Source organism: Ekhidna sp., from assembly GCF_039960695.1.
Taxonomy (GTDB): Bacteria; Bacteroidota; Bacteroidia; order Cytophagales; family Cyclobacteriaceae; genus Ekhidna.
Window position 1 is genome coordinate 99,728 of record NZ_JBDVKP010000018.1, and the last position, 14,517, is coordinate 114,244.

A 14,517-nucleotide genomic window follows, 5' to 3' on the forward strand; every position below is an offset into this window, starting at 1 on the left:
TCATCAAGCTAACTACATGAGAAAAACGAGACTTTGGCTGTTAATAACTGGCCTCATAATCGCACTCATTTCTGCGTTCTATTTTCAAACACCACTGGCTGGAGAAGAGGATACTATTGCGGAGATTGAACTTGACTCAAGCTTATTCTATATCCCCACACTTTATTACGGTTATCCAATCGATTCATTTGAAATCAGTGAGGGAAAAGTGAAATGGAATCAAAACCTTTCTGAAATTCTTTCCAAATTCAACATCTCTTTTCAAGACATTCATACGTTGGCCAAAAATGCCAAAGGAGTATACGACGTGAGGAAATTGAAAGCAGGTTCCAGATATTCCATAATTCATGACCGAGACTCACTAAAGACAGCACGTCAGTTCATTTTTGAGCCTTCCCCAACGGAGTTTGTCGTCTACAATTTGGTCGACTCCATTTATGCGGAACATCAAAACAAACCTATTACAGTAACAGAAAGAAGATTGGCCGCAGAAATTAACTCATCACTTTACAATGCCATCTTAGATCAAGGAGCTTCTCCAATGTTGGTAAATCAGCTTGTGGATGTGTTTGCATGGCAGGTTGATTTTTTTAGGATTGCTAAAGGTGACAAATTCAAACTAATCTTTGAGGAAGAAACCGTTGATGGGGAAATTGTAGGAATCAAAAGCATAAAGGGTGCATATTTTGAACATTGGGGGAAACCATATTATGCTATAGCGTACCCAACTGTCGAAAAAGTAGATTTTTTTGATGAAGTAGGAAATAGTTTGAGAAAAACTCTCCTCAGAGCACCACTTAATTACTCGAGAATAAGCTCGAGGTATTCACCTAAGCGATTCCATCCGGTACAAAAAAGATATAAGGCACATCTAGGTACAGACTATGCTGCGCCTACGGGAACACCAATACGTACAGTCGGAGATGGATTGGTTTTAGAAGCACGGTATCATGGTGGTAATGGAAACTACGTGAAAATAAAACACAACAGTAACTACACTACTCAGTATCTTCATATGTCAAAGATTGCCAGAGGCATTCGTCCTGGAGTTACTGTAAAGCAAGGGCAAACCATCGGTTTTGTTGGAAGCACCGGACTTGCGAATGGGCCCCATTTATGCTTTCGCTTTTGGAAAAATGGTCGACAAGTAGATGCCCTAAAGGTAGACTTACCTTCTTCAAGCGGAATTGATTCTACTCAAATTGCTCAATTTAAAGTTTTTAGTGATTCCGTAAGGGCTGCATTGGATGCTATTGAAGTGATAGAACTGGAGCCATTATTGGCAAAAATTTCCCTAGAATCTGAGGAAACCTCTAATCCATAATTGGTGACAATAACTAATACTCTAACCGAAACGGTAAAGTATTCTTTAGTTTTTGCATTTATTTGAGTTATTTTGGACTAAATCATCCAAAACACTAATGCGAAAAACTTATTTGGTTGCCATTTTTTCGCTCGCCTTTGTTACTGCCACCCAAGCTCAGGTCTCTAATGACACTTTGGTATTGGTTTATGGCAAAATGCTGAAAGCACAGGATTCCACACCTGTTGTAGGAAATATCCTATACGAAAAATTGCCTTATTACGACGATATGGGCATGGCTTCTACTAAAACAGATGGATCCTTCGAAATACAGCTGATTCAAGGTGAGAAGTATAATTTTTCAGTTACTAAAAGTGGCTTTAACAAGTATTCTGATGAAATAGAAGTCAAAGGAAACCAAGAATATACGATTTATATCGAGGAAGATATTATTGAGTTGCGAAAGCTCGAAAATCTCATATTTGCGCGTGGTAGCGATCAAATCTCGCCTAGCTCCTACTCTGAGCTCAATGAATTGGCTATTTGGTTAAATGAAAATCCTTCCATCATAATTCAACTCGAAGGTCATACAGATTTCGCTGGAAATCCGGATGCCAATATGAGGCTTTCCGAAGCACGAGTAGTTGCTGTCCAAGAATACCTCATTGACCAAAAAGTGAAGAAAAGCAGGATATTCACCAAAGCATTTGGTGGAACACAGCCAGTGACACAGGACCGAACTGATGAGGCCAAAACCCTCAACAGAAGAGTAGAAGTAAGAGTTATTCGCCGTTAATTAAATACCCATGAAAAATATCTACCTTATCGTATTTAGCTTGCTGGCAATATTTGCTACCCAAGCGCAGGAAACTGTAGCCTGGGGAACTCAGGTGATAGATGTTTCTTCTGAATTCTCTCCATATGAGTTTTCGGCAATACAAACGCTTCATAGGCCAAACGTGCTACCAAATGGTGGTGAAAATCCCAATTCCTGGAGACCAAAAAGTACTGACAAGGAAGAATTTATCATGGTCTCTTTCAATACACCTATAAAAGCAAAACAGGTAGCAATTGCTGAATCCGAAAATCCCGGAGCAGTAAAAGCTGTCTATGGATATGATGCTGACTACAATGAATACTTATTGTTTGAGTTGACAGCTCGTGACCTGCCCATTGAGTCAAGGCTATTGAATTTATTCTTTGAAACAACACCGTACGCAGTGCAAGCAATAAGGGTAGTTTTGAATTGCAGTGTTTCCGACGGTTACAATGCAATTGATGCCATTGGAATTTCAGCCTCTAATATTCCCATCAATGTTTTATTAAATCTTGCCACAGGTGTGAATAGCTCCGTAGAAGCAGAAAAGCTAAGTACAAACGTAAATAGTGACTATGTAGAGCATAGTCCCATCATTTCACCAGATGGCAAGAAATTATACTTTTCACGTCAGTTTCATCCAGACAATGTGGGTGGTGTGAATGATGCAGAAGATATTTGGGTTTCTGAGTTAGATGAAGAAACTGGAGAATGGCTCCCAGCTAAAAATCTTGGCCCCCCATTAAATACTAAAGGTCCAAACTTCATTAGTTCCATGAGTATTGTCGATGGCAAGGAAGTATTGATATTAGGCAATAGATATGGTAAAAAAGGAAGAATGTATACAGGAGTTTCCATGTCAACGAAAGAAGGTGACACATTCGCAGACCCCACTTCAATCGAAATTGAGAATGAATATAACTACTCTCCAAATGCAGATTTCTTTTTAGCTCCTGGAGGAAAGGCCATGATTATGTCGGCTGAAAGAGACGACACTTATGGCTCAAGAGATCTTTACGTTTCTTTCAAGAAAAATGATGGAACCTGGACTGAACCCTTAAACCTGGGGAATGACATTAACTCAATCGGTGAGGATGAGTCTCCATTCATGGCGGAGGATGGTCGTACGCTATATTTCTCTTCTGATGGCTATACAGGATATGGTGGATCTGACATTTATGTTTCTTTCAAATTAGATAATACCTGGAAACGGTGGTCAGAGCCAGAAAATTTAGGCCCTGGAATAAATAAGGAAGGAAACGACGAGTACTTTAGTATTCCTGCGACTGGACAGAATCTGTATTTCACTCGTGGTGAAAAAGGCGAAGACACAGATATATTCACATTTAAAGTTGAAGATTTGTTCTCTGACCAAGTGCAGTCGCCTCTTGTATCTTCTGTAGAACACTTAGTTCCTAAAGACATTATTGCGACTGTATCTGGCACCGTTCTAGATGCTAAAACAGAAGAACCTGTCAACGGAGCAACAGTGTTAATCGAACGTCTCCCTGATGGTCTTGACATTGGACATGCCGCTACTGACGAAACAGGAACATTTAATTTTACTGTTCAAGGAGGGTGGCAATACGGGCTGGTGGGAGAAGCTAATGGTTACATTTCAGAGACGGAACGCCTCGACTTTATTAAACTTAAAAAATCAGATACCGTCGAGAAGTTTATTCGGATTTTTCCAATCCAAAAAGGCGAAACAATCGAATTGAAGAATATTTTCTTCGACTTCAACAAATCCAATATCAAAACAGCTTCTTATCCTGAACTCAATAGGGTGCTTGATTATTTAAAGGATGGAACTATCGAGAAAATTTCAATTGCAGGACATACTGATAGTGTTGGAGACCCAAATTATAACATGACACTTTCTGGTAAGAGAGCAAAAGCAGTAATGGACTATTTCATTAAGAATGGAGTTAGCAGAGATCGACTTTCTTTCAAAGCCTATGGAGAGACTCAACCAAAAGTATCGAATGATACGCCTGAAAATAGACAGAAAAATCGTAGAGTTGAATTCGTTATTGAATGATATAACCAAAATGAAACACTAAGAAGTCAGCTTTCGGGCTGACTTTTTTTATTTTTATCCGATGAATACAGCTACTCAATCAAATATTAGAGATCTTTTTGAGCGCGTAAAAGTGCACTCGATCTCACTTAGAACCTCCACATTGAAGCAGCGTAAAGAGCTGCTAAACAAACTCGAGGATTGGATCATGAATCACCGCAAAGAGATTCATGAAGCTGTTTATAAAGACCTTCAAAAGCCCAATCAGGAAACCGACATTACAGAAGTCTTTGTAGTCCTTTCCGAAATAAGAAAGACACGAAAAAATCTAAAAAGCTGGATGATGTCAAAGCCGGTTGCAACCAGCACAACCTATCTCGGTACGAGCGCAGAAATTTTTTATGAACCTAAAGGCGCTTGTCTTATTATTGCTCCTTGGAATTATCCTTTTCAGCTCGCAGTTGGGCCTTTAGTTTCAGCTATCGCAGCGGGAAATACCGCTATTATCAAACCATCAGAATTTTCTGAAAACACTTCAGAATTGATTCAGAAAATGTGTCTGGAAATCTTCAGACCAGAAGAGGTTTCGGTTGTTTTGGGAGCAGTGAATGAGTCACAGGAATTGCTTGCCCTTCCCTTTGACCACATCTTTTTTACCGGCAGTCCGCAAGTGGGAAAAATCGTGATGGAAGCCGCCGCAAAGCATTTATCTTCAATCACACTAGAGCTTGGCGGTAAATCACCAACGATTGTTGACGAAAGTGCAAATATCAAAGATGCCGCTAAAAAAATCGCCTGGGGGAAATGGTTGAACGCAGGCCAGGTATGTATCGCTCCAGATTATTTATTTGTTCATGAAGATGTCAAAGAAAAACTCATTGAAGAGTTGGTGGTTCAATCTGAAAAAATCTACGGATCCAAAGAAACATATGGCGGCATTATTAGCCGACACCATCACAACCGAATTAACGACCTTATGGCAGACGCTATCGATAAAGGTGCCGATATTGAATTCGGAGGCAAATCAGATAGAGACAATCTCCGATTCACACCAACACTGCTTTCCAATGTAGCAAAAAATAGCCGAGTTATGGAAGAAGAAATTTTTGGACCAATACTTCCGCTCTTAGCCTATCATGACATTAAGGAAGTAATTGACTTTATCAATGAAAAGCCAAAGCCTTTAGCTCTATATGTTTTTTCGAAAAAGAATTCTGTGATTGAAAAAGTGAAAAAAGAAACCAGCGCCGGGATGATGACTATCAACGATGTTGTCTTACAATTTGCTCATCCAAACCTGCCAATCGGTGGAGTTAATAACAGTGGAATTGGTAAGGCTCATGGACATACCGGTTTCATAGCCTTTTCCAATGAAAAAGCGATTGTAAAACAGCGCAGAGGATTGACAATGGCAAAGACAGTTTATCCACCATATTCAAGCTTCAAAAAATTTATGATTGATTTCATGGTTAAGTATTTTTGAGGAGTGAAAAAATTATATTTTATCCCCTTATTAGTCTTTGTAGCATGTGTCTCTCCTGTAGATGAAAACAAGGCTAATCGTCCATCTGAATGGCATGGCAACTGGAATGCAGAATGGGAAACTCCTCCCGAATCATACCCTGAAGTACAAGATATGGAGTTTTACATGACCGGCCTTTTTGCTTTTACAGAAGATAGTTTAACTAAGACTGTAAATGGATATCCAGGATGTATCTTCGCCATTGACACATTATCCCATACTCAATCATGGCATGTTTCTGGTGACACACTTTTTTTAATGAATGGTCCGGAATCTACGGGAATGACATATCTGGTAGCTGCCAAGTCATCTGAACGAATAAGACTTCAATTAATGGAAGACATTTTCGTTACCTTAAGTAGGTAATTATCATTTCATTAAAATGCATTACGTTTTATAAAGTTGCATTTCTTTCTCTGTAATTTGGTAGTAAAATAATTCTGTTATGAAGAAGTTTCTAATCATCCTGGGAGTTGTATTTTCGTTGCTAATCACAGCAATAATTGTATTACCGATAATATTCAAAGACGATATTCGAAAAGCTTTGGATGATACAATGTCTGACAACCTGAATGCAAAAGTCTATTATGATATTGACGCATTTAGTCTTTCACTCATCAAGAATTTTCCTGATATCACTGTAAGCATAAGTGACTTTGGAGTAATTGGTGTAAATGAATTCGAAAACGACACACTTGCATCTATAGGCACTTTCCTAGTTACGGTTGACATCATGTCTGTCATCAATGGCGATCAAATCATCGTGGAAGAAATACTTTTGGATAAGCCAGAGATACTCGTTCTAGTGTTACCTGATGGAAAAGCAAACTATGATATTGCTAAGGAAAGCTCAGAGCCAGAAACTCAAAACAAGAAAGAAGAAACTGTTGTGGAGGAAGAAGAAACTTCAACGTCAAATGGAGAATCTGTTAGCGTCGGAATTAAAAAGTGGAGCATTAAGGATGGAAAGGTGCTTTATAAAGACCAATCCATGAATTTTTTCACCTCAATTGTAGGTCTAAATCATGAGGGTTCTGGCGACTTTACATTAGATGTATTTGATCTAAAAACTAAAACAACGATAGATGCAGCATCTATGGGATTTGAAGGAATAGAATATGTTTCCAACAAAAGTCTTGCCCTGGATATTATCTTAAACATGAATCTTGCTGAAATGAAGTTCACATTTAAGGAGAATCGAATAGCTGTAAATAATTTTGCAATGCAGGCCGATGGATATGTAAGCATGCCAGGCGACGACATTGACATGGATATCACTTTTGGTGGAAAGGATATCAGTCTAAGGAGTATACTATCATTAATTCCCGGTGTCTACCAAGATTACCTTGATGGTGTAGAGGCTGGGGGCCAAATCGGTTTTGATGGCTATGTGAGAGGTACGTTCAATGAAACTTCCATGCCTAAAGTCGCTGCTAACTTAGTCGTTGACAATGGCCGGATTTCATATGCGGATTTCAACATTCCGATGGAAAACATCAATATTATCACCAGCTTTGACTATCCATCAGCAGATTTAAGGGAAACCAGCTTTAATGTGGACAAATTTTCAATGCTTGTGGATGGCGAGTCTGTAGAGGCATATCTCAAGTTTAAGAATCTCGAAAATTACCAATGGGATTTAGGGTTTGAAGGAAACGCAGACTTGGAGAAAATCACTAAAATTGTACCGTTAGATGGGATAACTCTCTTGGGGAGAATCAACGCAAAACTGAATACTGCTGGTCAAATGTCTGATGTAGAAGCTGAAAGGTTTGATAAACTACCAACTACAGGAAGCTTAACAATCAATAATTTCCTATTCAAAAGCGATGATCTTCCTCAAGGATTCCGTATTAGCAAAGCTAATTTATCATTCAATCCTTCAGTAATTAACCTAACAGAATTTACAGCCCAATCGGGCAACTCTGACTTTAGCATGGATGGTAAGGTTTCTAACTATTTGGCCTATGCACTCTCAGAAAATGAACTATTGACTGGTCAACTTAATTTCAATTCTTCTTTAATAGACATCAATGAGCTCATGCCTGAAGAGAGTATGGAAGAAGAAGTAGCTGAACCAATTAGCAATCAAGGTGAAAGTGATAATTCGGAGCAGAATACTGAAGAAGCCCCGATGGGAGTTGTCAAAATTCCAGAAAATATTGATTTCACTCTCGCCTCATCAATCAGTAAGATTGCTTATTCCAATCTCTCAATAAATGATTTTAAAGGTAAAATTCTCATTAAAGACGGTGCCATTATTCTAGACAAGAATAGCTTTAAAATGCTCGACGGAACGTTTGAACTGACCGGGTCTTATGTCACTAAAGATCTTGAAAAACCTACGTACGATCTAGGATTCAAAATTAAAGACCTTTCGATAGGGAGTGCTTTTAGCGCGTTTGAGACCATACAAAGTTATGCCCCTATTGCCAAGCAAGTAACTGGTAAGTTTTCCAGTGATTTTAAAGTAAATGGACTACTTGGTGAAGACATGATGCCAATCATGGATGCAATTGATTTAACTGGTTTGGTAAACATTGCCGAAGCTGCATTGGAAAAAGGTGACTTCTTGCAAAAGCTGTCATCAGTTGCATCATTGAAACCCGGAGCGCAGGCACAGTCCAACAAAAATATTACACTGAAAGATGTCCTGGTAATTACTTCCATAAAAAACGGTCGAATGTTCGTAGAGCCATTTGAGCTTGAAGTGAACGGACAAAAAGCTGTAGTAGGAGGAAACAATGGATTAGATGGAAGCCTTGATTATTCTATGCAATTAAAGGACATTTCAACGGGACAGATTGGGAGTGCATTAAACAGCGCACTAAGTTCTTTTACTGGTGGAAAAAAATTGGTAGCAGAAAAGATCAATTTGAATCTTGGAATTGGTGGTACCTATGACGATCCCAAAGTAAAATTATTAGGTACAAGTAATGCATCTAGTGGGAGTTCAGGTGGCACAGCTGTGGATTTCAAAAAACAGCTAACAGAAAAAGTAGACGAGCAGAAAGAAAAGGCGGCGGCCGAGATCGCGAAGCAAAAAGCAGAAGCGGAGGCAAAAACAAAAGCAGAATTAGAAAAAAGGAAAGCTGAACAACGACAAAAAATCATTTCTCAAGCTCAAGCTCAAGCAGATGAAATAAGAGCTCAGGGCAAAGCAAGCGCTGAAAAAGTTAAAAAAGAAGGATATGCAGCTGCCGATAAATTAGTTGAAGATGCCGGATCTAATCCAATTAAAAAGAGAGTAGCTCAGGAAGCCGCTAAGAAATTGAGAGCAGAAGCCGATAGAAAAGCTGCTGAGTTAGAATCGGAAGCCAATAAAAAGGCAGATAAAATAGTGTCGGAGGCTCAAGCAAGAGCGGAAAAAATATAGACTAGTAGTCGTTTACCATCTTTGCAATACCTGCATGCGATGAGCGTCTAGCTTCAAGAAGCTGTAGAGCAGTATTGTAAATGCCCAAAGAGACGAGCCACCATAACTAAAGAATGGTAATGGTATCCCTATCACTGGAAATAGCCCAATAGTCATCGCAATATTCACAGTAAAGTGAAAGAAAATAATGCCGACAACACTATAGCCAAAAATTCGAGAAAATGTTGACTTCTGCCTCTCTGCCAAGTATATAAGCCTGAGTAAAAGTGTTGTGAATAAGCCTAAAATAAGCAGACTTCCTATCCAGCCATGTTCCTCGCCTATCGTACAAAAAATGAAATCAGTAGTTTGCTCGGGTACAAAATCAAATTTAGTCTGGGTACCCTCAAGAAATCCTTTTCCTCCAAACCCTCCGGAGCCTATCGCAATCTTTGACTGAGTTACATTCCATCCTGCACCTAAAGGATCAATGTTAGGATTGACCATTGACAGCACACGTTTCTGCTGATGAGGCTTGAGTACATCAGTCAAGATAAAATCCACGCTTCGAACAATTGAGGTTACTACTATCGCTCCAGCTATTATATACACTAACCTTTTAGGGGTTCGAGCATTTAAACCAAGCGCCAGAAGTGTAACCACTGCAATACCTGCTAATAGTACCGTTTGACTTACCAACAGTGTAAGAATAAAGGCAACAAACACGGACAGTGCGACCACCAGAAGTAATGGAGGCATTCCTTCTCGAAACATGGGCACCACCAAGGCAGCAAAGACCAATGCTGTACCTGTATCGCCTTGCAAAACAGTCAGTCCCATCGGTAGCAGTATTATAGCAAAAGCTACCCCCAATGTGTTTAGGTCAGACAATCTTCTTGTCGCATGGTCTAGATATTTAGCCAGAGCAAATGCCGTCGCAAACTTAGCAAACTCAGAAGGCTGCAATCCAAATCCACCAACACCAAGCCAGGATTTTGAGCCGGCTACTTCTTTTCCACCAATTAGAATAAACAGTAGCATGGCCATTACAATACCATAAATGATATAGGCAAACGAGTCGAAAAACTTGTAATCAAAGAAGAAAATGGTGAACGCAATTAACACTGAAGTTCCAATCCAGATAAGTTGCTTTCCTGCGCTTGTGCTAAAATCAAAAAGACTTTGATTGATTTCGGGATCATATTCTGCAGCATAGATATTTAGCCAGCCTGCGATCACAAGCGCCCCATAAAGCAAGACTGATAGCCAGTCAATTTTCTGCGATAGTTGGTCTTGGCGCATTTTTAGGTAAATATCTTTCTTCTAAAACATAATCTTCAAGCCACCAGCGAGAAACCTTTCCAAGTACGTATTTCTCTGCTAGCAAACTTGCCACAGATACCGCTGCCCTTCCACCTTGTCCTGCATTTTCCACATAGGCTGCAATTGAAATCTGAGGGTCATCTAAGGGAGCAAATCCCATAAACCCTGAATGATCCTCGCCGTGTGGATTTTGTACAGTACTCGTTTTCCCAGCTAGCTTTAATGAATCAAGATAGCCACGAATTCCGGATCCTCCATTAACAACTTGCTCCATCCCTTTTAATACAGGTCCAAATAATTTCTGATCAAACGGCAATATTTCTTTTTTAATATTAGGATTCGGCCAACCTTCAATCTTATCCACAACGTGTGGTGTAATGAAGTATCCACGATTAGCAAGGATGGCTCCAAGGTTGGCCATTTGCAGTGGTGTAACTAAAAGCTCTCCCTGGCCAATGCTTAGCGAAGCAATATTTGAATATTTCCATCGCTTGGCTCCATACACTCTATCGTACCATTCCAGACTAGGAACATTCCCTGTAATTTCATTGGGTAGATCTACTCCCAACCTTCTTCCCAAACCAAAGTTCATCACGTATTCTCTCCATTTCTCGAGACCTATCCGTGAATCAATATATGGACTCTCATCTAAACCCTGCTGAACCATTCGTCGCATAATCAAATAGAAGTAATTATTCGATGACTTAGTGATCGCTTTAACCATATTATAAGGACCTGGTGGGGCTAAGTCACCAATATTGCTTCCATCAGTAATAATAATCTCATCCGCTCTGACCACTTCTTCGTGCATAGCAATTACCCCTTGAATCGTCTTAAACATTGAGCCTGGTGGGTATCGAGCTTGCAATGGTCGGTTTAAAAATGGCTTATTTTCATCTTTGTTTAGCTCAGGAAAATTCTTGCTAAGGTTTTTACCACTTAATAATTGTGGATCATAGGACGGTGCTGAAACAAGGGCTAATATTCTCCCTGTTTTAGGTTCAATCGCTACTACGCTACCTACTTTTCCAGCCATCAATTTTTCAGCATACTGTTGCAACTCCAAATCGATAGTCAAGTGAATATTTTCTCCCGATTGTGGTAAGGTATCATACTCACCATCGCGATAGTCATCCTTTATTATTCCTTGGACATTCACCACTTTGTAGGAAGCACCGCGTCTTCCTCGGAGGTGGTCTTCGTAGGATTTTTCTATCCCACCGATACCTATATAATCGCCAGAGCGATAATAGTTGGTTGTATCTCTATTGAGAAAGCTACTACTTACTTCACCCACATAGCCAACTACATTCGCAAGCGATTGCGTATTATAAGATCTTATTGTTCTTGGTAGCACATAAAATCCCGGATAGTTAATTAGTTGATCCTGCAGCTTGGCAAAAAGATCATCAGATATTTGCTCGAGGAATTTAGAAGCCAGAATAGATGAGTATCCTTTTGCCTTTCTCAATCTATCCTCAAGCTCCATTTGCTCGATCCCAAGCAATTTGCAAAAAGCGGTTGTATCTGCAATTTCAGCCTCCTTCGGAACGATCATTAAATCATAAACAGGAGAGTTATATATAACCAAGCTATCCTTGCTATCATATACAAGACCTCTAAATGGGTATTGTACAATTTTTTGGACTACATTATTCTCCGCTGCTACTTTGTAATCTTCATCAATAATCTGGATATAGAAAAGTCGAACAGCAAATACTATTACTGTCAAAAGAATGAGCCCACGAATCAGTAAACTCCTCCCTCTCATACTCGTCTTCTATTTGGAGTTATAATGAAATTAATAGCAAATATGATGATGGTACTGAAAATGGAACTGAAGAATACCTTGCTGAGTACTATTGAAAATAAATGGAAACCTCCATTTTCAATTACAAAAATTGAAAGATGGTGAACGAAGACTAAGGGAAAAACAAAATATAAAAACCCTGACTTTTTTAAACTTGCCACATTCAGATTTGTGATTTCTTGTGTATCATCATTCACAACATTCAACCAGAAGCCTCTTATAAAGAGTAAAAAAACGGAGGCTGAGGCATGTATACCAGGTGTATTTGTAAATACATCAACTAGTAAACCCGTGAAAAAGCCAATCACCATCAAATATGATCTACTTAGTGTTCGTGGCAGCAGTATCAAAAAGCCAACATAGAAAAAGCCAAAAGCACGGTCAAAAAGGGTAATACGATGAACAAGCGGAAGCTGCACCAGCAAAAGCAGGATCAGGTTTAGAATCTGTTCTTTTATGCTAATTCTGGTCATTGTATTGCTATCGAGTCTTTCTCTGGTTTGAGTAAATCTTTTATAACAAAAACATGGTACAAGCTTGTAAAGTCTGTGGCTAACTTCACCTTCGCTTCATAGAAGGTCATATGTTCCTCAAGATTCAGTTCATCCACTGTGCCAACAAGTATATTTTCAGGGAATACCGAATTGAAGCCGGACGTCACAATTGAATCTCCTTTTTTAAGTCTAATGTGACGTGGAATGTATTTCAAGCTCGCTCTGTCATAGGCTTCCTGATCCCATTGAATGGTACATTTTGTGTCGGTCCTCAATACTTTGGAAGAAACCAAAAGTTTTGGGTGAAGGAGTGAATAAATTGTGGCGAAACTATTAGTAACGGATTTCACTTGACCAACCACTCCAAAAGAAGATATTACACCCATCCCAACTTCAACACTATCCATTCTTCCAGCGGATATAGTAATAAAGTTGGCACTTCTATCGAATGTATTGTTGATCACTCGAGCTCCTACCACCTGGTATTGATTAATTGTATCTAAATAGGAAGATCTTTCAGAACGCAGCATTCTCAGCTCTTGCTGTAGTCGTTCATTTTCTAGCATCAATTGTTCATTTACTTCCGTCAGTTGAAAGTATTCACCAATGTTATTGGATGTTTGGGTAAGTGAGGCTGCAGCCTCATTGCTTGAGTTTAGAAACGAGGCGTTATACCGGTTGTTGAAGTTGATCAGAAGCCACGCACTCAGGATTTCCAAGCCAATAAAAACGGCTATTTCTCGCTGCTGATAAAGGAAATCTAAAAGCCTTTGCATTCACTTTTTAGGTCATCAATACCGCTTTATATTGATTCAAATTCTTTAAGGCAGCACCTGTACCTCTTACCACTGCTCTCAAAGGATCCTCGGCAATATGAATAGGAAGTTTCGTCTTCATTGCTAAACGTTTATCTAGTCCACGAAGCATTGCTCCTCCTCCAGTCAGGTAAATTCCATTGTCATAGATATCTGCAGAAAGTTCAGGAGGTGAAATCTCAAGTGCTTTTAACACAGCTTCTTCAATTTTAGAAACTGATTTATCAATCGCGAATGCGATTTCAGAATACGAAATCTTAATTACTTTAGGAATTCCAGTCATCAGATCTCTTCCTCTGATTTCATAATCATCTGGTGCGTCTTCATCCAGTTCGGTCAACGCCGAACCAACTTCGATTTTTACTTTTTCTGCCGTTCGCTCACCAATAAGAAGATTATGTTGCCTACGCATGTAATCAAGAATATCTTTATTGAAAGAGTCCCCAGCTACTCTTATGGATTGATCACATACAATTCCACTTAAAGCGATCACTGCAATCTCTGTAGTCCCTCCTCCAATATCTACTACCATGCTGCCAATAGGTTGATCTATATCTATTCCTATTCCTATTGCTGCTGCAATTGGTTCATGAATCATGTAAACTTCTTTTGCTCCAGCATGCTCTGCAGAGTCACGAACAGCTCTTTTTTCTACTTCAGTGATACCGGAAGGAATACAAATTATCATTCTGTGAGATGCGGGTAAAAAACTTTTTTTCCCTTTATCCATCATTTTGATCATCCCGCGAATCATGTGCTCCGCAGCATGAAAGTCCGCAATCACACCATCCTTCAGCGGACGAATGGTTTTAATATTTTCGTGTGTTTTCTCGTGCATCTGCATCGCCTCTCTGCCGATAGCCAGCACTTTATTCGTGTTTTTGTCAATAGCAATAATTGATGGTTCGTCCACAACCACTTTATCTTTGCTGATAATAAGTGTATTAGCGGTACCTAAATCGATAGCTATGTCGCTCTGGAAAAAATCAAAAAGACCCATGAATGCTCACTCAGAATTTGAGCACGAATTTAGGTTCGTTTTTGCATAAAAACTAAAG

At 39.4% G+C, this 14,517-nt stretch carries 11 protein-coding genes; 6 read left to right on the plus strand and 5 right to left on the minus strand.

The genetic code is table 11. The features are described 5' to 3' along the window. Positions 1 to 16: 16 nt before the first annotated feature. The 6 genes from ABJG98_RS10455 (at position 17) to ABJG98_RS10480 (ending at position 9,038) form a co-directional block, all read left to right on the plus strand. On the plus strand, positions 17 to 1,324 hold the full coding sequence (locus tag ABJG98_RS10455) for a peptidoglycan DD-metalloendopeptidase family protein (protein WP_348279461.1): 1,308 nt from the start codon (positions 17 to 19) through the stop codon (positions 1,322 to 1,324). A gap of 97 nt (positions 1,325 to 1,421) precedes the next feature. Next, positions 1,422 to 2,099, plus strand: a complete 678-nt coding sequence (locus ABJG98_RS10460) for an OmpA family protein (RefSeq protein WP_348279462.1) — start codon at positions 1,422 to 1,424, stop codon at positions 2,097 to 2,099. Positions 2,100 to 2,109: 10 nt separating this feature from the next. Continuing rightward, the gene (locus ABJG98_RS10465; protein ID WP_348279463.1) at positions 2,110 to 4,161 is read left to right on the plus strand and encodes an OmpA family protein; all 2,052 of its coding nucleotides are present in this window, start codon (positions 2,110 to 2,112) and stop codon (positions 4,159 to 4,161) included. 61 nt (positions 4,162 to 4,222) lie between these two features. Further along, positions 4,223 to 5,623, plus strand: coding sequence for an aldehyde dehydrogenase family protein (locus tag ABJG98_RS10470; protein ID WP_348279464.1), 1,401 nt, complete (start codon positions 4,223 to 4,225; stop codon positions 5,621 to 5,623). A 3-nt stretch (positions 5,624 to 5,626) separates the two neighbouring features. Next, the gene (locus ABJG98_RS10475; RefSeq protein WP_348279465.1) at positions 5,627 to 6,028 is read left to right on the plus strand and encodes a hypothetical protein; all 402 of its coding nucleotides are present in this window, start codon (positions 5,627 to 5,629) and stop codon (positions 6,026 to 6,028) included. Between the two features lie 79 nt (positions 6,029 to 6,107). Continuing rightward, positions 6,108 to 9,038, plus strand: a complete 2,931-nt coding sequence (locus ABJG98_RS10480; protein ID WP_348279466.1) for an AsmA-like C-terminal region-containing protein — start codon at positions 6,108 to 6,110, stop codon at positions 9,036 to 9,038. 12 nt (positions 9,039 to 9,050) lie between these two features. Here ABJG98_RS10480 and rodA read toward each other — a convergent pair whose 3' ends face one another. The 5 genes from rodA to ABJG98_RS10505 are packed head-to-tail and all read right to left on the minus strand — an operon-like array spanning position 9,051 to position 14,459. Further along, positions 9,051 to 10,319, minus strand: coding sequence for a rod shape-determining protein RodA (gene rodA / locus ABJG98_RS10485; protein WP_348279467.1), 1,269 nt, complete (start codon positions 10,317 to 10,319; stop codon positions 9,051 to 9,053). Continuing rightward, complete coding sequence (locus ABJG98_RS10490) at positions 10,288 to 12,111, minus strand: penicillin-binding transpeptidase domain-containing protein (RefSeq protein WP_348279468.1); 1,824 nt, start codon at positions 12,109 to 12,111, stop codon at positions 10,288 to 10,290. The genes rodA and ABJG98_RS10490 overlap by 32 nt, the downstream gene beginning before the upstream one ends. Further along, on the minus strand, positions 12,108 to 12,623 hold the full coding sequence (locus tag ABJG98_RS10495) for a hypothetical protein (protein ID WP_348279469.1): 516 nt from the start codon (positions 12,621 to 12,623) through the stop codon (positions 12,108 to 12,110). Before ABJG98_RS10495 ends, ABJG98_RS10490 begins: the two co-directional genes overlap by 4 nt. Further along, positions 12,620 to 13,420: a rod shape-determining protein MreC gene (gene mreC, locus ABJG98_RS10500; protein WP_348279470.1), complete on the minus strand. Its 801-nt coding sequence runs from the start codon at positions 13,418 to 13,420 to the stop codon at positions 12,620 to 12,622. The genes ABJG98_RS10495 and mreC overlap by 4 nt, the downstream gene beginning before the upstream one ends. Positions 13,421 to 13,427: 7 nt before the next feature. Further along, a complete protein-coding gene (locus tag ABJG98_RS10505) occupies positions 13,428 to 14,459 on the minus strand; it encodes a rod shape-determining protein (protein ID WP_348279471.1) in 1,032 nt (343 codons plus the stop codon). Positions 14,460 to 14,517: the final 58 nt, after the last annotated feature.

Bases quoted from the DNA above. Each gene is read 5' to 3' on its own strand.
- ABJG98_RS10505 (WP_348279471.1), bottom strand. From the start codon at position 14,459: ATGGGTCTTTTTGATTTTTTCCAGAGCGACATAGCTATCGATTTAGGT.
- rodA (WP_348279467.1), bottom strand. From the start codon at position 10,319: ATGCGCCAAGACCAACTATCGCAGAAAATTGACTGGCTATCAGTCTTG.
- ABJG98_RS10465 (WP_348279463.1), top strand. From the start codon at position 2,110: ATGAAAAATATCTACCTTATCGTATTTAGCTTGCTGGCAATATTTGCT.
- ABJG98_RS10460 (WP_348279462.1), top strand. From the start codon at position 1,422: ATGCGAAAAACTTATTTGGTTGCCATTTTTTCGCTCGCCTTTGTTACT.
- ABJG98_RS10470 (WP_348279464.1), top strand. From the start codon at position 4,223: ATGAATACAGCTACTCAATCAAATATTAGAGATCTTTTTGAGCGCGTA.
- ABJG98_RS10490 (WP_348279468.1), bottom strand. From the start codon at position 12,111: ATGAGAGGGAGGAGTTTACTGATTCGTGGGCTCATTCTTTTGACAGTA.
- ABJG98_RS10480 (WP_348279466.1), top strand. From the start codon at position 6,108: ATGAAGAAGTTTCTAATCATCCTGGGAGTTGTATTTTCGTTGCTAATC.
- ABJG98_RS10455 (WP_348279461.1), top strand. From the start codon at position 17: ATGAGAAAAACGAGACTTTGGCTGTTAATAACTGGCCTCATAATCGCA.
- mreC (WP_348279470.1), bottom strand. From the start codon at position 13,420: ATGCAAAGGCTTTTAGATTTCCTTTATCAGCAGCGAGAAATAGCCGTT.
- ABJG98_RS10495 (WP_348279469.1), bottom strand. From the start codon at position 12,623: ATGACCAGAATTAGCATAAAAGAACAGATTCTAAACCTGATCCTGCTT.